Origin of the sequence: Sphingomonas pituitosa NBRC 102491 (genome assembly GCF_001598435.1) — a bacterium.
Classification (GTDB): Bacteria; Pseudomonadota; Alphaproteobacteria; order Sphingomonadales; family Sphingomonadaceae; genus Sphingomonas; species Sphingomonas pituitosa.
The window spans coordinates 42,321-62,883 of the sequence record NZ_BCYY01000007.1 but is presented as its reverse complement, the minus strand read 5'-3'; the positions used below and the strand labels follow the sequence as shown (position 1 = coordinate 62,883).

The window sequence follows — 20,563 nt, the reverse complement described above, 5'->3', positions numbered from 1 at the left end:
GCGCTCTCCTCTATTATAGGAATGAATGGGGAAGGGACGGATCGGATCATGGTTAATTTATCGGCAAATCTGATCGGGCTGAGTGTGCTCACCGGGCAGAACTCGTTCGCGACGAGCGCCATGCCGACTTTCGAGAGCAAGGCCGTCCGCACGGCCAAGGCCCTGTTCAACACCGCGCCGACCGCGCCGCCCTGGAAGGACAAGGACGGCACCGCCACTTCCTCCCAGCTCACCTCGATCCTCGCCGCGCGCACGCTGATTCAGCCGGTATCCAGCGACAGCAACGGGGCGCTGCTGCCGGACGACGTGCAGACCAGCTTCACCGCGTTCAAGGCGCTGGACAAGCTGCGCGTGCTCGCCGAGGCGGCCAGCGACAAGACCACGTCCGACGCGCAGCGCGCCCAATATCAGAAGGTCTTCGCCAAGGGCCTGTCGGACCTGCAGAACTATCTGGTCACTTCGCCCTCGGACAAGATCAACCTCGGTTTCGGCAAGCCCAGCTCGACCGTCAAGACGAGCGAGCTCGCCGCGACGAACCTGTATGATACCAAGGGCAAGCCGCTGGTGAAGAAGGCGTCGGACCCGTTGCCGGGGCTGACCGGCAACGAGCAGTTCGTCGTCAACATCAAGCGCGGCAGCCAGTCGCAGAGCTTCACGGTCGATCTCTCGACCGGGCCGCAACCGCCGACGATCAATTCGGTCGCCGAAGCGCTCAACGCGCAGATCAGCTCGGTGCTCGCCACCAAGACCGACGGCACCGTGCTGACCGACAGCAAGGGCGAGCCGGTCAGCAAATGGCACGCGCGGTTCCAGCCGGAATTCAAGGACGGCATGTGGAGCCTGAAGCTCAACACGCCCGACGGCCTGGAGCAGGTGAGCCTCGATCAGGTGGGCGCCAAGGATTCGCTGGTCGTCACGACCGGCCAGACGCCGCTGGACGCGCCGACCGCGACCCAGGTGTTCCGCCTCAACGATCCCGCGGGTGACAATAGCAAGGTCACGATGGGGACGATCCAGGCGCTGGATCGGCAGGGGACCGAGCAGAACGTCGTCGCCCGCAAGACGACCAACGTCACCACGGCGGTGGAAGGGCCCGACGGCAAGGTCAAGCTCAACACCACCAAGACCAGTGACGTCTATGCCAGCACAACTGCGGCGGCGAGCGTCACCGACGCGCAGGGCTTCAGCTATGTGGTCGGCACGACCAAGGGCGATCTCGGCGCGAACCTTTCCGATGGTGACGACAATCTGTTCCTCACCAAGATGGACAGCGCCGGCAAGGTGGTGTGGCAGCGCAACCTGGGCGCCTCCGGCTCCGCGACGGGCGCTTCGGTCTCGCTCGCGCCGGATGGCGGCGTGGTCGTCGCCGGCACCGTGACCGGCAGCTTCAACGGCATCACCGCCGACGGCGACATGGCCGTTGCGAAATACGCCGCCAATGGCGACGAGCAATTCTCGACCCTCGTCGTCTCCAAGGACATGGACAGCGCGCGCGCCGTGACGGTGGGCGCGGACGGTTCGGTGTTCGTCGCCGGACGCATCGCCAACAAGGACGGCGGCGACGCGATGATCGCGCGGATCGACGCCAACGGGAAGATCGCCGAGCGCCGCACGATCAACACCGGCGGCAGCGACACCATCAACAGCCTGGCGATGGACAAGGACGGCAACCTGCTGGCCCTGGTCTCCAGCCAGGGGGTGGCGAGCGTGATGAAGCTGCAGGCGAATGCGCTGTCGACCACCCTGGGCAGCTTCAGCCTCGGCACCGCGGATGCGCGCGCACTCGCGGTGGCGGACGATGGCACGATCGGCGTGGGCGGCGCGACCAGTGCCGCCATCGCCGGGACGCAGGCCAACGGGCTCAGCGCCGGCCGCGACGGCTTCGTCACGCGGATCGACGCGAACCTCACCAGTGCCACCACCACCTATGTCGGCACCACCGAGGACGACCAGATCGACAGCATCGCCTTCATGGGCGACAGCATCTATGCGGGCGGCCGTACCACGGGAGATCTCGGCGCGCCGCGGCGCGGACCGGTCGACGGGTTCGTGACCCGCATCGATGCCGCCACCGGCGCGATCGCCAACACCAGCCAGTTCGGCCAGGTCCAGACCCGCATGGAGCCGGTCCGGGTCGCCGCCGACAAGGGCGGCAGCACGGCGCTGTCGGCGCTTGGCTTCAATCGCGGGGTGCTCAACCCGAGCGTGTCGGACAAGGTGACCACGCAGACCACGCTGCGTGCCGGGGACTATTTCTCGATCAAGGCGGACAATTACGCCGTTCGCCGCGTGACGATCGAGAAGGACGACACGCTGAAGTCGATCGCCGAACGCATCCAGGGCATGATCGGCGCCTCCAAGGGCACCGTCAGCGCCACGACGGTCGACGGCGTGCAGTCGCTGCGCATCTCGATGAAGCAGGGGCACGAGCTGGAACTGATTGCCGGCAGCGCGGAGACCGACGCCCTCGCCAAACTGGGGATGGAGCCCCAGCGCATCGCCAACCAGGCCGTGGTGCTCGGCACGCCGCCCAAGGTGAAGCCGGGCGGCAACTATGGTCTGGAACTGACGGAGGCGCTGAGCCTCGCTTCGATCGACAATGCCAAGGCGGCGCTGGGCAAGATCAAAGATGCGGTCTCGATGACGCAGACCGCCTATCGCTCTCTATATTGGGATGACAGCAAGGCTGCGTTCGTCGACGGCTCCGGCACGAACAAGTCGGGCAAGAAGGGCGCATCGACCGCCGTCGAGCAGGCACAGCTGAAAAACTATCAGGCGGCGCTGTCGCGGCTCTCCGCCGGCACCCCGACAACCCTGGGATTCTGATCCATGTCCGACATGCCCACCATCTTCTCCGCGATCCAGATGCGGATGCAGAATCTGTCGCAGCGCCAGCAGGTGATCGCGCAGAACCTCGCGAACAGCGAAACGCCCGGCTACAAGTCGCGCGACGTCTCCGAGCCCAACTTCGGCGATCTGCTCCAGGGCGCGGGCGGCATCAGCATTGCCAAGCCGCGCGTCGAACTGACCGGCACGATGAAGAACCTGGGCGCGGTGCAGCCCGTGGGCAGCGGCCTGGTGTTCGACAAGGACGTGACCGAGACCAAGCCCGACGGCAACAACGTCACGCTGGAAGACCAGCTGCTCAAGATGGGTAAGGTGCAGGCCGATTTCAGCGCGATGACCAATATCTACCGCAAGCAGATGGTGCTGCTGAAGACCGCGCTGGGCAAGGCCGGCGGCTGACGCCCCGCTCTCGCGGACAGCAAAAAGGGCCGCGAGCGATGCTCGCGGCCCTTTTCGTTTTCACGCGGAAGCGTGCGATCAGGCGATCGCGACGCGCGCGAGGCGGCGACGACGCAGCGCGCCGCCAGCCATGGCGAAGCCGCCGATCATCAGGCCCCAGGCGGCCGGTTCCGGAACCGCCGCGAAGTCCAGCTGCGAGCTGTAGCCATAAGCCGCGTTCTTGGTGTTCTTCATCGACACCGTCAGCAGCTGCGGCGTGTTCGACGGGATGACTGCGAACTGGTACGTCAGGCCCTTGGTGATACCGGTGAGGGTAACACCACCGAACGAGAGGCTCACCAGGTCGAGGTAGTTCGACGTGATGGTCACGCTCAGGGTGCCCGGTGCGTTGAGCAGCAGCGAGAACGCCTGGGCGACAGTGGTCTTCTTGTCGACCTTGATATTGCTCCAGCCACCGGCAGAGCCGTCGAAGCTGCAGACAGCCGCAGCAGAATCGGCGCAAACGACCGTTGCCGCCTGCGCGGTGCCCGCCATGCTGATCGCGCCAGCCGCCGTCGCGGCCGCGATCATCAAACTCTTGAACTTGTTCATCCACACCTCCCTAACGCTATCACACAGCCGTTGAGAGCTGCCCGATGTGTCCAGGCAGGAAACACTCTTCTTCCCATACGTGCTGTCCGTTTCTTATAAACGAACGCACTGATTTTGCTAGGTTATAGTTGACGGAAAATATACCGTTAAAAAACCAAGCCAAAACAAGGAGTTATGAAGAGTTTTTTATCCAGATCGAACTGCAAATCGCCCTGAAATGAGACAGACATATTCCGCGCTGCAGCGCTCATTGCGCGCTGCAGCGAATCAAAAATACCTTCACAAACGCGCATTTACCGAGATCGGCGCCGGTGCGTCGATGCCGTATAGTCCGCCGCACGCGCTGTAGGTGGTGGTGCGACTTCCGGTCAGGCGTTGCGCTTCTGCTGCAATTGCTGCCATCATTTCGGAAGACAATTCGATCTGACGCGAAAGTATACGCGAGTTGACGATCGATGCGTCCCGCAACGAGCGGCTCGCATCCGAGAGCTGCTCGCGTACGTCGGGCTCCAGCGTCTCCAGCCAATCTTCCGGATTCTCGCGCTTCAGGCGGGCGACTTCGGCTTCGATCCGGCCGGCGAGGCGGAGCTTGGCATCGGCAATTTCACCCAGTTCGGGAATATAGGGCGTCCGCGCCAGGCGCTCGCTTTCCTCTTCCATCAGGGCGGTGAGCGAAATCATCGCATCGACGAGCTGAGTGATCATTTCTGTCCTTGCTGAAGCTTGAGGATCTGGTCGAGAACGGCGGGCGCGAGGCCGATGCCGCCGCGGCGCGCCATTTCGGCGCCGAGCTTCTCGGCGAGCACGCCGCGGAAGATCTCTTCGCCGTTGCCGCCGCTGAACTGTTCGTCCTGCTGGACGCTCTGCAGCATGAGCTGGGTCATCTGGCCCAGGAACACGCTTTCGAATTCCTGCGCCGTCTTGGCGCTTTTCGGATCCACTTTCGGCAGCGGCTTGGCCGGGGTGGTCGCACCTGCGGCCGCGAGGGGGAGGGGCGTGGTGTCGGTCATTACTGTACCTCGATTTCGGCCTGGAGGGCGCCGGCGGTCTTGATCGCCTGGAGGATCGTGATCAGGTCGCGCGGCGACACGCCGAGGGTGTTGAGCCCGCTGACCAGCGCCTTCAGCGACGAGCCGTTGATCACCGCGAGGCTGGCGCCGTTGCCGTCGTTCACCTGCACCTGGGTGCGCGGCACCACCGTCGTCTGCCCCTGCGAGAAGGGCCCGGGCTGCGAGACCTGCGGTGTTTCGGTGACGGAGATGGTGAGGCCGCCCTGCGCGATCGCCACCGGGGTGATCCGCACATCGCTGTTCATCACCACGGTGCCCGAGGCTTCGTTGATCACCACCTTGGCCGGCTGGTCGACCTTTACCTCTAGGTCGCCGACCTGGGTGACGAGATCGATCACCGAACCGGCGAACTGGCCGGTCGGACGCAGCTCGACGGTCGCCGGATCGAGCATCTGCGCGGCGCCGGGATAGCGGCCGTTGATCGCGCGGGCGATACGGTCGGCGGTCGAGAAATCGGGGTTCTTCAGCGCGAGCTTGAGGCTGTTTGCCGAGCGCAGCTGATAGGGTACCTCGCGCTCGACGATCGCCCCGCCGGCAATCCGCGCCGAGGTGGTGACGCCGCGGCTCACGTTCGCCGCCGCGCCCTGCGCCTTGAAGCCGGACACGGCCACCGGGCCCTGCGCGACCGCATAGATCTCGCCGTCCAGCGCGCGTAGCGACGAGGCGATCAACGTGCCGCCCTGCAGGCTGGTCGCGTCGCCGAGCGCCGAGACCTGCACGTCGATCCGCGAGCCGGAACGCGAGAAGGGCGGCATGGTCGCGGTGATCGAGACGGCCGCGACATTCTGCGTGCGCATCTGCGTGCCGCGAATGTTAACGCCCATCCGCTCGAGCATCGACTGCATCGATTCCTCGGTGAAGGGCGCATTGCGGATGCGATCGCCGGTGCCGGCGAGGCCGACCACGAGGCCATAGCCAACCAGCTGGTTTTCGCGGACATTCTCGACGTCGACGATGTCCTTGATCCGGGTCTGGGCCATCGCCTGGGGCGCGCCGACACAGGCCAGCGCGAGCGCCAGGAACGATGCGGAGAGACGATACATAAACCTCTCGGGCCAAGTGGAAAATTAACGCTACTCGTCTTATAGGAAGAGGAGAGCCAACAAGGCTCGCGAGGGTCTGATTTCGTGCGTATCGACAGCCTGTCACCGATGATGGCGCGCAACCTGCTGGCGGCGTTGCCCAAGTCTGTGCCCGGCCTGGTGAACCGGCTCGACGATCAGGCCTCCGCCTTGCCCCATCCGCTGCCCACGCCGGGGGCGACACCGCCTACCAGCGTGCAGATGCTGGTCGCGATCGCGGCGAACAACCCGATCGCCGAGCGCCGCCGCAAGCAGGCCCGCGATGTCGAACGCGGCATCGATGCGCTGGATCGGCTGCACAAGGAACTGGTTGCAGGCACCCCCAATGTCGCGCGGCTGCGCGAGATCGTCGAATGGTCGCAGACCGTGCCGACCCCGCCCGAGCCCGAGCTCGCGGCGCTGATGCGCGAAATCGACGTACGGGTGCGCGTAGAATTGGCCAAGCTCGACATCCAGGTCTGAATACGCGCGCGTCTCGGTTCGAGATGCAATTGCAGCCGCAAGCATTTGCTGCGCTGCAGTAAAGTGCGAGACGTGGGTCGGCCGGCGGCATGTTCCCCAAATGAACTACTTGGATAAGTCTCTACAAAGACTTAAGGAGTGGTAAACAAGAGGGGAAGTGTCATGAAGGCTTTCACGCAGTTTTTTGCGGTCGTCCTGCTGTGCGTGGCACCCGCCGCGGCGCGGGCGGCAACCAGCTATTCCGGGCTGTATGTGTTCGGCGACAGTCTGGTGGATTCCGGCAACGCCTATCTCGCCACCAACGGTACGGTCGCCAGTCCGGACGATGGCTATTTCGCCGGACGCTTCTCCAACGGCTTCAACTTCGCCGATTATCTGAGCCTGGCGATCACGGGTACGCCGGCGACGTCGCTATATGCCGGCGGGCGGAATGTCGCCGTCGGCGGCGCGACTGCCGAGTTCGTGCCCGGCGAGCTGAGCCCGAGCTTCCGTGCCCAGGTCGGGCTGTACTGGAACCAGGTAAGGGCGCCGATCGACAGCGACGCGCTGGTGTTGCTCACCTTCGGCGGCAACGATGTCCGCGACACGCTCCTGACCGGCGGGCCGGTGAGCTTTCTTGCGGCGTTGAGCGACTTCAACGACGCGGTGACGGCACTCTATGGCCTCGGCGCGCGCCACTTCGCGATCGTCGGTGCGCCGGACATCGGCCTGCTGCCGGTATCGGCCGCGCTCGCGGGCAACATTCCCGGGCGGCTGGACGAACTGACGGCCCGTTCGCTCCAGATCAGCCTGGCGCTGCGGCAGATGGCGGCGAGCATCGATGCGCAGCCGGACGTCACCGCGTCCTTCTTCGACCTGTTCGCGACAGAGCACGACCTGCTGGACTCGCCCGCTGCATTCGGGCTTCCGGCCACGCTGAACACGACCACACCGTGCCAGATCGTCGGGGGCGGATCGCCGCAGATCGCGAACTGCAGCAATTCGCTCTATTTCGACGAGATCCACCCCACGACCCAGGTGCACAAGGCGATCGCCGACGCCATGGCGCGCCAGCTCGGCATCAGCGCGGTGCCGGAGAGCGAGACCTGGGTGCTGCTGATCCTGGGCGTGGCGGCGACGGGGGCGGTGCTGCGGCGCCGCCGCGACATGCGCGAGCGCCTCGCCGCGGCATGAGGCCGACGGGCTGCGGCGCCGCCGTTCAGCGCGGCGCCTGCACCTCGGTCAGCCAGGCGGCAAGTTCGGCATAGGGGATCATGTCGATGAAGGCGACGCCGGCGGAGTCGCTTTCGATCCAGCGCACGGTGCAGCTGCGCGGGTTGAGCCCGGGGATGACGAGCGTCATCACCCGGTCGAGGTCCGGCTGGTTCGACAGGCGAATGCGGGCACCGCTCTGCGAGATGTTCTCCATCACCACGGTGTGCGAAACGCCGTTGCAGACGAGCCGGGCATTGCTGCCGAGCTGGAAGCGCGGCGCGCGCGGCACGGCACGACGCAGGCGTGCCGCCGGCGAGCTGCCCTTGGCGGTGGCGAGTACTTCCTCGACGTCGATCGGTGCGGGGAACTGCACGCCCGCACGCCCGGCGCTTACCCACATGATCCTGCCTTCGAGTACCGGGCCGCCGCGCAGTTCGACAACGATGCCGTCGGCCTCGCGCAGGGGGAAGGGGCTCTCGAGCATCATGCCGGTGGCGGAGATGTTGCGAACGCGGCAAAGCTGCTCGCCGGCGCCCGCGCAGATCAGCTTGCCCACCATCAGCGTCGTCACCGTGCGCGGGGCACGCTCGGCCCAGGGGCCGGGATCGCTGCTGTTGTGGTCAAACTGATGTTCGGCTGCGCCCACGGCGTCTGTCTCCCCGTTCGACTGCAGAACACGCAGTCCCTATGCATATTATAGGATGAACGAGCGTTCAGCTTCGCATCGGTAGTGCTACGAATGTCAGGCGGGATTGGCGCCGGTGACGGCGATCTTGCGCACGATCTTGGGGCCGAACGCCTCGTTGGCGGCGGCATCGACCAGTTTCCGGAAGCCTTCGAGGTCCGGCAGCATGCCATCCGGACCCGCCGCCATCGGGGTTCGATAGGTGCGCATGTTGATGGCATGCAGCAGCAGCGGCATCCGCTGGTTGACGAAATCGGCCTTGGCCTCGTCCACCTGCAACTGCACGTCCATCGAGGCATAGCCGGCCAGGTGGCCGTCCGCGAAGACGAGCGGCACCAGGATCTTGCCGGTGGGCAGGAACTTGCCGGGTTCTTCCTTTTCTTCGACCTTGGCTTCCTGCTTGGGCGCGCCGCCGATGCCGAGCATCTTCACCATCGCATAGGCAGTGCCGCCGCCGGCGGCGAGACCGGCGATCAGCGCGACGATGAGGAACAGCAGTTTCTTCACGGACGGCCCCTCAGAACTTGAAGCTGGAGTCGTTCGGCAGCGCCGAGGTCTGGCCCTTGAGCACGATGCTGATGCGGCGGTTCTCGGCGCGGTTCGGCTGATCCGGATACACCGGCTGGGTCGCGCCCATCGCCACGACTTCGGCGAAATGGTCCGGCGTCACGCCGCCGGCGACGAGCGCCGAGCGGGCGGCGAGCGCGCGCTGGCCGGAGAGCAGCCAGTTGGCGTCGCTCTGGCCGCCCGCGCCGTCGGTATGGCCCTCGATCGCGATCTGCGCGCCGACCGTGGAGATCTTGCTCGCCAGCTTGGTGAGCAGCGTGCGCGCATAGGGATTGAGCTCGGCGGTGTTCGACTTGAACATCGGCTGCTGGTCGGTGTCCATCAGCGTGATGCGCAGGCCCTCGCGGTCCTGCTGCACGTCGACATTCTTCTTGCCCTGCGATTGCGGGGTCGCTTCCAGCGCCACCATCAGTTCGGACGCCATGACGCGCATCGTCGCCGGCACGTCGGCGGTGCCGCCGCGCGCGGAACCGGCGGTGGTCACCTCGAAGGTGGGCTGGCCCTTGGCGGCGCTGGGATCTGCTTCGGAGCGGCGGGTCGGGCCGCCGGCGCCCGGCGCCGAGTTGCTGACCGGTGTGGAAGGGCCGCTGTCGGCGATGGTCGGCGAGAAATACTTCGCCAGGCCCTTCAGCCGGTCCTTGTCCGGATTGGCGAGCAGCCACAACAGCATGAAGAACGCCATCATGGCGGTCACGAAGTCGGCATAGGCCACCTTCCACGCGCCGCCGTGATGGCCGCCCGCGACCTTCTTGACCTTCTTGACGATGATCGGCCGAACGTCCCCCCCGCGGGCCATGTTACTGACCCTTCAGTGCGTTGCGCAGGCGTTCCTGCACCGCGCCGAGGCGGACATGGCTGATCGCCGAGAGCGAGTCCTCGCCGCCCGCGATCCGCTCCAGCAGGTTCACGCACTCGTCGGCATGCTGGATCAGATAGTCGAACGCCTGGAGCTGCTCGAGATAATTGGCGGCGAAATGCTCGTCGCAGACCAGCACTTCGGCCAGACCTTCGAGCTTCTTGCTGATTTCGCGGATCTCGCCGGCCATGACGCTGTGCAGCACGCCCGCGAACGGATCGTAGCCGGGCAGGGCTTGCGCGTGAGAGGGTTCCGACATGGGCAGGCAGGACATCAGAAAAGCTCCAATTCTCCGTCGGGGGCGGCAACAGGCAGGGGGGCGACCGGACGTTCCTGGACGCGCTCCGCCACCTTGGTGCAGCGGCTCTTGCCTTCGTGCGGCAGGAACTCGACCTTGCGGGCGAGCGTGCCGCCGAGATCGCAATGCGCGATCGTGATGCCTTCGGTCTCCATGAACCGGCGGGCAAAGGCGCCGTTGGAGGCGCCGATGTTCCCCAGGCCGGAGATGATGTTGGCACCACCGTACAGATGGGCCTGCAGCCGCTGGCGCGAGGCGCCCTTGGCCATCATGCTGTTGATCAGGAGTTCCATCGCATGCACGCCGTAGCGTGCCATGTCCGAGTTCGAGACCTTGTGGTCCGCGCCCGGCTCGCCGAGCAGGAAGTGGTTCATGCCTCCGACCTTGGCGACCGGGTCGTAGAGGCATGCGGCCACGCAGCTCCCGAGCAGGGTCGAAATCATGACATGGGGCTCCGCGATCACCGCGTTCTCGCCCTGTACGATGGAAACTCTGCGCATATCAGGTCAGCTCGCCGAAAACGCGTTCGATCTTTTCCTTCAGCGCCGCCGGCGCGAAAGGCTTGACGACATAATTGTTCACACCCAGCGCCGCCGCCTTCTGCACGACCTCGCGGTCGGACGAGCCGGTGAGCATGATGAACACGGTCTTGCCGATCACCGGGTCGGCGCGAACCGCCTCCAGGAACTGCAGCCCGTCCATCTCGGGCATGTTGTAGTCGGAGATGACCAGGTGGACGCGGTCGCTCTTGATTGCGGAAAGCGCTTCCGGGGCGCTGGCCTTGTCGCGGACGTCCTTGAACCCGAGATCCTGCAGCGCACGACGGATCATCGCCCGCATACTGGTCTGATCATCAACGACCATCACCTTGATTTGTGATGCAGCGGGCATTGTTATGCGCTCCCAACCTTAACCGTTTCTCGACAAGCTTTCAGAATGGCCTCCGGCATGGCCGAAAGCCCGACTTCCTTCTCCACCGCACCCGCTTCCTTGGCGGCGCGGGGCATGCCCCACACCACGCAGGTTTCTTTCGTCTGGCCCAGCGTGCGGGCACCGGCCCGGCGCATCGCCAGAAGGCCCTGCGCACCGTCGCTGCCCATCCCGGTAAGGATGACGCCGACGGCACCCGCGCCCAGTTTGGAGACCGAACGGAACAGCACGTCCACCGAGGGACGATGGCCGGTCACCGGGTCGCCGGCGATCAGCTTGATCCGGCCATTGGCACCGCCCGAGAGTTCCATATGTCGTTCGCCTCCAGGAGCAATATAGACGGTTCCGGGGGTCACCTGGGCACCATCCGTAGCTTCCACGACGTTGACGCGGCATTCGGCGTTCAGGCGCTGCGCGAAGCTGCGCGTGAAGGTCGCCGGCATGTGCTGGACGATCAGGATCGGCGGCGAATCCTCCGGCAGCGCGGGCAGCAGCGAGAACAGCGCTTCCACGCCGCCCGTCGACGAACCGATCGCGATCAGCTGCGCGGCCGCACCGCCGCCTGCGGCGCCGACGCTGGGCTGCGCGGGCAGGCGCTGCGGGCCGGCGCGGGCGACCGAGCGCGCCGCGCTCTTCACCTTCTCGCACAGCAGGCCGGCGTCGCGCTCGATGTCCTCGGGCGTGCCGCTGGGCTTGGTGACATAGTCCACCGCGCCCAGGCGCAGCGCCTCGATCGTCACTTCCGCGCCGCGCGCGGTGAGGGTGGAGCACATCACCACCGGCATCGGCCGGAGGCGCATGATGCGCTCGAGGAACGACAGGCCATCCATCCCCGGCATTTCGACGTCGAGCGTCAGAACGTCGGGGTTGAGCGCCTTGATCATGTCGCGGGCCGCGAACGGCTCCGGCGCCATGCCGACCACTTCGATCTCGGGGTCGGCCGAGAGCATCCGCTTCAGCGTCGCGCGCATCGAGGCGCTGTCGTCGACGATGAGCGTGCGGACTGGTTTCATGCCCATTACTCCGGCTTCTGGTAAATGGTATGCCCGCACGAGCGCATCTTGCTCGCAGCCGGACCGATCAGCCGTTCCGAATGACCGATATACAGGAAGCTCCCGGGGGCGAGCTGCTCGACGAAGCGATGCTCCAGCTCTTCCTTTGCGGGATCTCCGAAATAGATCATGACGTTACGGCAGAAAATTACATCATAGGCTGCTTTCAGCGGCCATGGTTCAAACAGGTTCAGAACCTTTGCGGTGACGAGCTGGCGCGCTTCCTCGGCCATGACGAAGCCGCCTTGGGCGGGCTTCATCCAGGTCGAGCGATAGGGCTCCGGCACGCCTGCCGCGACGTTCTCCGCATAGACCCCGCGCTGCACCGACTCGACCACGTGCGGGGCGATATCGGTCGCAAGCAGCCGGACGTCCGCATTGCGCAACCATGAGGCGGTGCTGCGGCTGGGCCCCAGCAGGCACATCGCGATCGTGTATACTTCCTCGCCCGACGAACAGCCCGCAGACCAGATCCGGATCGGACCCTGTTTCCGCTGGAGCGTCGGGATCACCGTCTCGCGGAAATGATCGAAATGGTGCGGCTCGCGGAAGAAGTGCGTGTGGTTGGTGGTGAGTGCCACCACCATCGCGTTGCGTTCCTCCGGATCGCTGTGCACCAGGTCGACATAGTCGCAGAACCGGGCGAGCCCGAACTTGCGCAGCCGCCGCGCGAGGCGCGACTGCACCAGCGTCGTCTTCGCCTCGCTCAGCGAGATGCGTGCATCGTCGTACATGATCGCGGCGATGGCCTGGAAGTCGCGCGGCGTAAGCTCCGCGTTCTGGCCTGGTGCCATCGCGTTACCGGCGCCGGCGGACGCCGCGGCGGCGCCCCCGGCGGGGCTCATGCCGCGAGATCCAGGTGCTTGGTCAGGCTGAGCGCGTTGAGATCGAGCAGCAGGACCATGCTGCCATTCTCGTCGCGCGTGCCGTCCTTGGCGCGGGTGGCGATGCGGACGAGGCCTGCGATCACGCTTTCTTCCAGCGCCGTCTCGACGGCCGGGGCCGGCTGGATCTCGTTGACGTTGATGCCCACGATATCGTTGACCTCGTCGACCAGGAAGCCCGCCTGCTTGCCCATGATGTTGACGACCAGGATGCACGAGCGCGCATGCAGCTGGCTCGGTTCCCAGCCCAGGCGCTCGGCCAGGCCGACCACCGGGATCACGTTGCCGCGCAGGTTGGTCACGCCCTTGACGAAGCTCGGCACGTTCGGGAGCGGCGTCGGCTCGTCCCATTCGCGGATTTCGATGAGCGCGCTCATGTCGATCCCGAAGATCTGCTTGGCGAGCGAGAAGGTGACGATCTTTCGATCGTTGGCGGTGTCAGGGGTGGTGCTCATGCTGCCAGTCCTTTGGGCGAGTAACGGGAGGGCGAGGCAACCAGCGCCTCGATATCGAGGATGAGAGCGATCGAGCCGTCGCCCAGGATGGTTGCGCCACCCAGGCCGCGGATCGGATGCAGGTTCTGATCCAGGCTCTTGATCACGACTTCGCGGCGGTCATCGATGGTGTCGACGACCAGGCCGACCTTGCCCGAGCTTTCGCTCTCGACGATTACCACCAGCGAATCCTCGATGGCGCGGTCGTCGTTCAGGCCGAAGATCTCGGTCGCGCGCCGCACCGGCAGATATTCGCCGCGCATGTCGATCACTTCATGGTCCGGTGCCGTACGCTTCACCTGGCCGGGCTCGGGCTGGATCGTCTCCAGCACGTGCGTGAGCGGCAGAACGAAACGCTGGCCGGCGAGCCGCACGATCATGCCGTCCAGAATGGCCAGCGTGAGCGGGAGGATCATGGTGAAGGTGGTGCCTTCGCCCGGGACCGAGTTGATCTCGACGCGGCCGCCCAGGGCTTCCACGTTCGAGCGCACCACGTCCATGCCGACGCCGCGACCCGAGATGTTCGAGATCTTCTCCGCGGTGGAGAAGCCCGGGGCGCAGATCAGCTGGTCGATTTCCTCGTTCGTCAGCACCGCATCGGCGCTGATGATGCCCTTTTCGACCGCCTTGGCGCGGACGCGCTCCCGGTTGATGCCGCGGCCATTGTCCGCGACGCGAACGAAGATCCGGGCGCCCTTCTGCTCGGCCGACAGCTTGATCGTGCCGGCGGGGTCCTTGCCCGCCGCGATCCGCTCTTCGGCGCTTTCCAGGCCATGGTCCGCTGCGTTGCGGATCATGTGGGTCAGCGGATCGCCGATCTTCTCGATCACGCCCTTGTCGACTTCGGTCGTCTCACCGATCGTCTCGAGGTTGATCTGCTTGCCGGTCTCGACCGAAAGATCGCGGAGCATGCGCGGCACGCGGCTGAAGGCCTGCCGGATCGGCTGGGCGCGCAGCGACATGACGTTGTCCTGGATCTGCCGGGTGAGGCGGGCCAGTTCGGGCAGTTCGACGCGCTGGCGATCGGCCGGCGACAGCCGGTCGGCCAGGATCGAGTTGCGGATCACCAGCTCGCCGACCAGGTTGAGCAGCAGGTCGAGCTTGACGAGGTCCACGCGGATGGTCTGCGCAGCTTCGTTGACCGGCTTGGCCGGACCACCGCCACCACCAGCACCACCACCGGGACCCCCACCGCCGGGCGTGCCCCCGCCGCCCGGCGGGGTTGCCGCCGCCGCAGGCGCAGGCGCAGCTTCGGGCGCCGCCGCAGCAGGCGCTGCAGGTGCCGGAGCCGGCGCAGGCGCTGCCGGAGCAGCACCCAGATCCATGAAGTCGTCGACCGTGGCCGTTACCGGCACGAACGGGATCTCGTCGCCGTCCATCTCGGTCTCGGCAGCCCCTGCGGGCAGGACCGCGTCTTCGTTGCGCTTGATTTCGATCACCGAATCCGGCGCCACGAAATCGAAGCAGTCGGACAGGTCGCTTTCCGGCAGCTCTGCCGGTGCGTTGATCACCCAGGTGAGGTAGCTGTCTTCCGGATCGATCTCGCGCAGCCCCGGCAGCGTGCTGATGTCGACCGATTCGACGCGGGCACCCAGGCCCTCCAGCTCGCGCACCGTCAGCAGCGGCTCACCGGCATTGGCCAGCGCGGCGCGCGACGGCTTGAAGCGCACGGTCCAGCCGGCTGCTTCCTCCGCGGGGCCGTCGAGGTCGTCCAGCGACACGCCGACGGGGCGGAAGCCGAACTCGTCTTCCTCTTCCGCCATCGCCGGCGCGGGGGCCGGAGCGGCGGGGGCGGGGGCGGCCGCGGGCGCCGCCGCAGCGGGCGCATCGCCGTCCGGCACGCCCTTGTTGGCGAGTACCTGTTCGAGCGCGCTCAGCGCGGCCCCGTCGTTCGGCCGGGACGCATTGCCCTTGGCCGCCTCGACATGGTCCGACAGCACGTCGAACGAGCTCAGCATCACCCGGATCACGCCGGGCGTGGGGACGATCTTCCCGGCACGCACTTCATCGAGCACATTCTCGAACTTGTGCGCGAAGGCGGTCAGGTCCGAATGGCCGAAGGCACCGGCGCCACCCTTGATCGAGTGGATCGCGCGGAACACGCCGGCGATGGTCTCGCCCGACAGGTCGCCGGACTGCATCGCCGACAGGCCTTCCTCGGCCGTCGTGAGGCCTTCAGTGCACTCTTCGAAGAAGATTGCCTGGATATCGTCGAATTCGTCGCTCACGGGCAGACGCGGCGGATCGCCGCCCCCAGCTTGGTGGCCTCGAAGGGCTTGGTGATCCAGCCGGTGGCACCGGCGGAGCGGGCGCGCTGCTTCTTCTCGTCCGAGAACTCGGTCGAGAGCACCAGGATCGGCACGCCCTTGAATTCGGGAACCTGGCGCACGGCCTCGATCAGCTCGAACCCGTCCATCTTCGGCATGTTGATGTCGGTGATGAGCAGGTCGGGCTTGACCTCGTGCATGCGCTCCAGCCCATGCTGACCGTCGTTCGCGCTCTCGATGCGAAAGCCCTGCGAGGTCAGCGACGTCTTGAGCAGCATGCGCATGCTCGCGGAGTCATCGACGGTAAGGATCAGCTTGGTCACAGAAGTTCTCCGGTATCAATGCCGACCGCCGCTGCGAGCTGGCAACGGTTCACACGATCGGTGAAGGCAGTGCTGGGGTTGAGGATGGTGAAGGCCTTGCCGAGCTTGTCGGCTTCGGCCTTGGCCGCGACGAGCAGCTGCAGCACCGCCTGGCCGACGCTCTCGACCTGCGAGGCATCGATCTCGACCGGTCCGTCGCCGTCGACCGCCTGGATGAGGCGGGTTTGAAGATCCGCGGCCGTCACGGTCGTACCGTGCGCGGGGAGCGCAAGCGCGTTGTCCGCGCCGGCCTCAAGCGGTGGCAGGGGAAAGTCCATTTTTGGCCTCGTCGAGAGCGGTTTCGAGTTGCTGGAAGCTCGGCGCGTACGCGGAAGGCGTCATGCGACGGGCGATTTCGATCGCAACCTGCACCGGCTGGTTCTGGGCGTAGGCAACGATGGCGGTCTTCACGATGGTGAAGGGCTGGGAGTCGGCCTCGATCGTCTCGAGGAGCTTGCCGGCGAGCGGCGCAACGACACAGTAGGAGAGGAGCACGCCGAGGAAGGTGCCGACCAGCGCGCCGCCGATCATCGCGCCCAGGATCTCGGTCGGCTGATCGATCGAGCCCATGGTCTTGATGACGCCGAGCACCGCTGCAACGATGCCGATGGCGGGAAGGCCGTCGGCCATCAGCTGCAGCGAGTGCTGCGGATGGGTTTCCTCGTGATGGTGCTTCTCGATGTCCGCTTCCATCGCCGATTCCAGCTGGTGCGGGTCCTCGAAGTTCACCGTCATCATCCGCAGATAGTCGCAGAGGAACTCGATCAGGTGATGGTCCTTCAGCAGGCGCGGATAGGGCTTGAAGAGATCGCTCTCCTCCGGCTTGTCGAGATGCGGCTCGATGCCGGTGGCGCCGCTCTTCTTGAACAGCGTGAGCAGGGTGAACATCAGGGTGAGCAGGTCGGTATAGTCGCTGGCCTTCCAGCGTCCGCCCTTGAAGGCGCGCATGATGCCAGCGCCGGCCTTCTTCACCGTCGGCATCGAGTTGCCGACGATGAAGGCGCCGATCGCCGCACCGCCGATGGCCATCATCTCGTGCGGCAGCGCGTGCATGATGATCTCGAACTTGCCGCCCGAGATCATGAAGCTCCCGAACACGCACACGAGAATGATGACGAAACCAACGGCGTTCAGCATGGCGGGCTCAAATTCTTTCCCTGGATCTTTCCAGAATTATAGGATGGTTTCCGGCCGGGTGGGGGTTCTGGGAAACTGCTTAGGCGGAAAGGCGATCGCGCTCGCGATCCTGCCATTCGATCACCGCCAGATAGTTACGCAGCCGGTTCTGCTCGAGCGTGGCGAGCAGGGCATTGTCGTGCCAGGGGAACACCAGGTTCGCGACGGCTTCCGCCCAGGGCGCGCCGGCATCGAACAGGATGCCGAGGCCGAAAACGGCCGGCACATGGGCGTAGGCGAGCTTCGTCCCCGCCGCGCGGCCCTGCGCCATGAAGTCCTCCACCGCGGTCAGCACGCCATTGCGCGGGCCTCCCTCGTGCAGCGCCCAGGCGAAGTGGCCGTCGCCGCGAAAGCCATGCCCCGGCGGCAGCAGGTCCGCACGGTCGAGCGTACAGCCGCGATCGGTGCTGTAGGGGTGGCGGTGCTCGGCGGGGATCCGTTCGGGCGCGTAATACATGTCGCGCCGCCCAGTGGGCCAGCTCACGTCGTGCAGGAAGGCGAGCAGCGGGCGGCCGTCGCGCTGCGCCAGTTCCCCGGCGATGCGGAGTTCGTTGAACACGGTGTAGTAATTATGGTCGCCGTCGATCACCCAGGCGTCGATGTCGCCCAGCGACGGCATCGCCTCCAGGCTGGGGAGGGGCACGTGGCGCACCTCCGGGGTCGCCTGGGCCCAGTCCAGAAACACCTGCTTCGGCGCGGGGTCGATGCTCGTCAGCGAGCCGCCCGTGGCGCGTGCATAGGCGGCGAGATGCTGGGTAGTACCGCCGAACTCCGCGCCGATCTCGGCGATGTTGCGCACCTCGGCCGCGTGCAGCGTGCCGAGGATGATATCCCAGAATTCGGTCATCGAATGAATCAGTAGGTTCGTCATGCGTTGGCAGCCTGCGTGCTGGAGAGGAGAGTTGCGGCCGGCTGCGCGGCCGTCTGGCGCTGGGCGATGGGCCGGAACACCAGCGCGAGCATCATCGGCTCGTCGTCGGTCCGCGGCGGCGGCGGCACCATCATGAAGGCGAATTCGTCCGCGCAGTGGAACAGGTTGGGGGCAACCTGCTGCATGCCCTCCAGCGAGGGCCTGGCCTCGCTTTCGTCCAGGCCGGGGCGCTGCATGTCCGACAGGAACCGCTTGACCGGCATGAACACGGCGCTTTCCACCTGCACCCAGTCGAACAGCTGGCCGAACTGCACGCCCACCGAGAAGCGGCAGTCGCCGATCGGGATGGGGGCCAGATAATAGCCGTCGTGCGTCGGCGTGGCGGTGACGTTGCCGGTCGAGACGTTGGTGCCGTCCGCGACGATCACCGGCACCGAGATCGAGCTGTCGACGAAATCGGCATATTTGAACGGCAGGCCGAACCGCTTCTGCGCGAGCAGGGCCAGCTTCACGGGCATGCCTTCGCCGTGCAGTTCCGCCGGGAGGTACATGCGCTCCGAGCCCTTCATGTAGAACAGCCCGCGCCGGCGCAGCCCATGCCGCGCGATCGCCGGATCGAACAGTGCCACGGTATCGTCCACGCCCTCGTTGACGTCGTGTTCGAATTCGGTGAGCACCGCCAGCTCATGTGCCAGCGGCAGGAACATCAGCCGGCCGAGCACGGCCGTCGCGGCCTGGCGCCACAGCGACATCTCGTCGATCGCCGTACCACGCAGCCGGGCCGCCGCCTGCTCGCGTTCGAAGCGGAGCGTGCCTTCCTGGATGCGTTCGCGCACCGCGCTCTGGCGGCCCTTGATGCTGTTTGCCTTGCGGATCGGGGTGCCGTCAGCCTCGAAATCCACCGTCGAGCCCTGGGCCGCGGTGCAGATCTGCTCGAGCACGGCGACGTTGGTGGCGATGGACTCCAGCGTATGGCAATCATAGCTGTCCTCGCCGATCAGCCCCTTCTTGTCGCAGCCGCTGCGGAACTGTTCGCGCAGCATCAGGTACCGGCCGGCGACGTGGACGCCAAACCGCTCACGCAACAGCGTGTCGACATGGTTCTGCACCGATCCGTTATAGCCGAGGTCGACCAGCATCAGCGTATCGCCGGGCTGCGGGTTCACTTCGGCGCGAACATGGGCGATCAGCCGATCGGCGAAGCCCTTGCCGGCCTTGATGATCTGCTTGACGCGCTGCGGGTGGCGGATTTCCTTCAGGAAGGCGACCAGCCGGGTCCGGTCCTTGGGCAGGTTGTTCAGCAGGACGCGCGCTTCGTTGCGCGGCAGCATCAGCTGATGTGCGATCTTTTCCGGGTCGCTGCCGATCTCGAACTGCACATAGCGTTCGATCGCGTCGGCGTCGGTCAGCGAGGCGGCGATCGCGGTGAAGCGGCTGATCTCCACGGCATGACCGGCGTGATCGGGCTGTGCCACCTGGTGGACGCGCATGGGCAGCAGGCCATCGCGCATCATGAACAGCCAGTGGACGGTGCCGCCGCGCTCGGCCTGCAGCGCCTTCGCTTCCTGCTGGAGCCAGCGCTCATAGGTATGGAACACCGGGCCCATCACCGAAAAGCCGAGTGCCTCGGCCGCGTCGCCGATCTGCGGCTCGCCGGCAGCGAGTGCTGCGCGGTGCGGCTGCTGGGCGGCGATCGTGCCGGGAAGTTTGGGATGCAGCATCGCGCTGACCGCGGATTCCAGCCGAAGACGCTGTACGGTCGCCTCGGTAAACTGCTTGAGGTGCAGCGTCTGCACGCCGAACGGGGCGACACCGCCGACGTCGGCCGCTTCGTTGTCGCCGATGTGCAGGATCGTGTCCGGCGCACATTTGAGCGCCTTCAGCACGTCCTCGTACAGCCCATCGGCCTTCGACCGGTGGTAGGTGGACGAGCAGAACACGCGGTCGATCATCCCGGCGACCTCGTCGCCTGCGGCGCGCGCGATCAGGTCGCGCAGCTGGGCAGGGTCCAGATAGGTGTCGGAGACGATGATCACGCCGACGCCGCGGCGCTTGGCTTCGCGGATCAGTTCCACGGTCGGCTGGAAGGCGAAGCAGTGCTGCGCCTCGGCATCGAGCTCGTGCGCGACGGCGGCGGCGATCTCGGCCTTGCGCCCGTTCGGATACATCTCGCGATAGATCTGCTCGATCGTCACTTCCTTGTGACGATGCTGCACCAGAACGGCGGTGCGCGCGCGCGATTCCGCCCATTGCCGCTGCAGCACGGTCATGCCCGGCAGCGCGTTGAAGATGTCGACCGGCGCGTGGCTGTCGCGCCAGAGCAGCGTGTCGAAGCAGTCGAGCGAAAGCAGCTTGACGTTCGCGCGCCCTTCGAGCGCCGACGGCATGGCATGCGGAAGGATGAAATCGGTCACGGCACTATCCCTGGAAAGCGCCCGCACCGAGGGGACGCAGGAATCTTATAGGAAGGCCGCCG

At 66.0% G+C, this 20,563-nt stretch carries 23 protein-coding genes; 4 read left to right on the top strand and 19 right to left on the bottom strand.

The window, feature by feature from the left end:
* Window positions 1-48 precede the first annotated feature (48 nt).
* Together SPI01S_RS08300 and SPI01S_RS08295 are read left to right on the top strand one after the other, a co-directional pair.
* Window positions 49-2,826, top strand: a complete 2,778-nt coding sequence (locus SPI01S_RS08300) for an NHL repeat-containing protein (RefSeq protein WP_066721005.1) — start codon at window positions 49-51, stop codon at window positions 2,824-2,826.
* A gap of 3 nt (window positions 2,827-2,829) precedes the next feature.
* Window positions 2,830-3,246: a flagellar basal body protein gene (locus SPI01S_RS08295; protein WP_157084612.1), complete on the top strand. Its 417-nt coding sequence runs from the start codon at window positions 2,830-2,832 to the stop codon at window positions 3,244-3,246.
* Window positions 3,247-3,324: 78 nt separating this feature from the next.
* Here SPI01S_RS08295 and SPI01S_RS08290 read toward each other — a convergent pair whose 3' ends face one another.
* From SPI01S_RS08290 to SPI01S_RS08275, 4 genes are all read right to left on the bottom strand, one after another.
* Entirely contained in the window at window positions 3,325-3,837 is a 513-nt protein-coding gene (locus SPI01S_RS08290; RefSeq protein ID WP_066721003.1) for a PEPxxWA-CTERM sorting domain-containing protein, read from the bottom strand.
* 279 nt (window positions 3,838-4,116) lie between these two features.
* On the bottom strand, window positions 4,117-4,542 hold the full coding sequence (locus SPI01S_RS08285) for a hypothetical protein (protein ID WP_066721002.1): 426 nt from the start codon (window positions 4,540-4,542) through the stop codon (window positions 4,117-4,119).
* On the bottom strand, window positions 4,539-4,847 hold the full coding sequence (locus SPI01S_RS08280; RefSeq protein ID WP_157084611.1) for a rod-binding protein: 309 nt from the start codon (window positions 4,845-4,847) through the stop codon (window positions 4,539-4,541). The genes SPI01S_RS08285 and SPI01S_RS08280 overlap by 4 nt, the downstream gene beginning before the upstream one ends.
* Complete coding sequence (locus tag SPI01S_RS08275) at window positions 4,847-5,950, bottom strand: flagellar basal body P-ring protein FlgI (RefSeq protein ID WP_066720999.1); 1,104 nt, start codon at window positions 5,948-5,950, stop codon at window positions 4,847-4,849. Before SPI01S_RS08275 ends, SPI01S_RS08280 begins: the two co-directional genes overlap by 1 nt.
* Before the next feature lie 84 nt (window positions 5,951-6,034).
* Between SPI01S_RS08275 and SPI01S_RS08270 the strand changes: the two genes are divergently transcribed.
* Both SPI01S_RS08270 and SPI01S_RS08265 read left to right on the top strand, forming a co-directional pair.
* Window positions 6,035-6,451 (top strand): flagellar assembly protein FliX, encoded by a 417-nt coding sequence (locus SPI01S_RS08270; RefSeq protein WP_084253331.1) that lies wholly within the window; start codon window positions 6,035-6,037, stop codon window positions 6,449-6,451.
* A gap of 162 nt (window positions 6,452-6,613) precedes the next feature.
* Entirely contained in the window at window positions 6,614-7,624 is a 1,011-nt protein-coding gene (locus tag SPI01S_RS08265) for an SGNH/GDSL hydrolase family protein (protein WP_066720996.1), read from the top strand.
* A 25-nt stretch (window positions 7,625-7,649) separates the two neighbouring features.
* On the opposite strand, the gene SPI01S_RS08260 is transcribed toward SPI01S_RS08265, so the two are convergent.
* From SPI01S_RS08260 to SPI01S_RS08190, 15 genes are all read right to left on the bottom strand, one after another.
* Entirely contained in the window at window positions 7,650-8,291 is a 642-nt protein-coding gene (locus SPI01S_RS08260; RefSeq protein ID WP_066720993.1) for a PilZ domain-containing protein, read from the bottom strand.
* A 96-nt stretch (window positions 8,292-8,387) separates the two neighbouring features.
* Window positions 8,388-8,837 (bottom strand): hypothetical protein, encoded by a 450-nt coding sequence (locus SPI01S_RS08255; RefSeq protein WP_066720991.1) that lies wholly within the window; start codon window positions 8,835-8,837, stop codon window positions 8,388-8,390.
* Window positions 8,838-8,847: 10 nt separating this feature from the next.
* Window positions 8,848-9,693 carry a flagellar motor protein MotB gene (locus SPI01S_RS08250; protein ID WP_066720990.1) on the bottom strand — a complete coding sequence of 282 codons (846 nt, stop codon included), beginning with the start codon at window positions 9,691-9,693 and terminating at the stop codon, window positions 8,848-8,850.
* 1 nt (window position 9,694) lies between these two features.
* The gene (locus SPI01S_RS08245) at window positions 9,695-10,027 is read right to left on the bottom strand and encodes a hypothetical protein (protein WP_066720988.1); all 333 of its coding nucleotides are present in this window, start codon (window positions 10,025-10,027) and stop codon (window positions 9,695-9,697) included.
* Window positions 10,027-10,551, bottom strand: coding sequence for a chemotaxis protein CheD (locus SPI01S_RS08240; protein ID WP_066720986.1), 525 nt, complete (start codon window positions 10,549-10,551; stop codon window positions 10,027-10,029). The genes SPI01S_RS08245 and SPI01S_RS08240 overlap by 1 nt, the downstream gene beginning before the upstream one ends.
* A 1-nt stretch (window position 10,552) precedes the next feature.
* Complete coding sequence (locus tag SPI01S_RS08235; RefSeq protein WP_064314002.1) at window positions 10,553-10,942, bottom strand: response regulator; 390 nt, start codon at window positions 10,940-10,942, stop codon at window positions 10,553-10,555.
* Window positions 10,943-10,944: 2 nt separating this feature from the next.
* A complete protein-coding gene (locus tag SPI01S_RS08230) occupies window positions 10,945-11,994 on the bottom strand; it encodes a protein-glutamate methylesterase/protein-glutamine glutaminase (RefSeq protein ID WP_066721060.1) in 1,050 nt (349 codons plus the stop codon).
* A gap of 5 nt (window positions 11,995-11,999) precedes the next feature.
* Window positions 12,000-12,878 (bottom strand): CheR family methyltransferase, encoded by an 879-nt coding sequence (locus SPI01S_RS08225; protein WP_066720983.1) that lies wholly within the window; start codon window positions 12,876-12,878, stop codon window positions 12,000-12,002.
* Entirely contained in the window at window positions 12,875-13,372 is a 498-nt protein-coding gene (locus SPI01S_RS08220; protein ID WP_066720980.1) for a chemotaxis protein CheW, read from the bottom strand. Before SPI01S_RS08220 ends, SPI01S_RS08225 begins: the two co-directional genes overlap by 4 nt.
* On the bottom strand, window positions 13,369-15,639 hold the full coding sequence (locus SPI01S_RS08215) for a chemotaxis protein CheA (protein WP_066720977.1): 2,271 nt from the start codon (window positions 15,637-15,639) through the stop codon (window positions 13,369-13,371). Before SPI01S_RS08215 ends, SPI01S_RS08220 begins: the two co-directional genes overlap by 4 nt.
* Window positions 15,636-16,001 (bottom strand): response regulator, encoded by a 366-nt coding sequence (locus tag SPI01S_RS08210; RefSeq protein ID WP_064313997.1) that lies wholly within the window; start codon window positions 15,999-16,001, stop codon window positions 15,636-15,638. Before SPI01S_RS08210 ends, SPI01S_RS08215 begins: the two co-directional genes overlap by 4 nt.
* Complete coding sequence (locus SPI01S_RS08205) at window positions 15,998-16,318, bottom strand: STAS domain-containing protein (protein ID WP_066720975.1); 321 nt, start codon at window positions 16,316-16,318, stop codon at window positions 15,998-16,000. The genes SPI01S_RS08210 and SPI01S_RS08205 overlap by 4 nt, the downstream gene beginning before the upstream one ends.
* Window positions 16,293-17,177 (bottom strand): flagellar motor stator protein MotA, encoded by an 885-nt coding sequence (gene motA / locus SPI01S_RS08200; RefSeq protein ID WP_066720968.1) that lies wholly within the window; start codon window positions 17,175-17,177, stop codon window positions 16,293-16,295. Before motA ends, SPI01S_RS08205 begins: the two co-directional genes overlap by 26 nt.
* Window positions 17,178-17,256: 79 nt before the next feature.
* Window positions 17,257-18,087 (bottom strand): class I SAM-dependent methyltransferase, encoded by an 831-nt coding sequence (locus SPI01S_RS08195; RefSeq protein WP_066720965.1) that lies wholly within the window; start codon window positions 18,085-18,087, stop codon window positions 17,257-17,259.
* Window positions 18,084-20,501 carry an HAD family hydrolase gene (locus SPI01S_RS08190; protein ID WP_066720963.1) on the bottom strand — a complete coding sequence of 806 codons (2,418 nt, stop codon included), beginning with the start codon at window positions 20,499-20,501 and terminating at the stop codon, window positions 18,084-18,086. The genes SPI01S_RS08195 and SPI01S_RS08190 overlap by 4 nt, the downstream gene beginning before the upstream one ends.
* Between the last annotated feature and the right edge of the window lie 62 nt (window positions 20,502-20,563).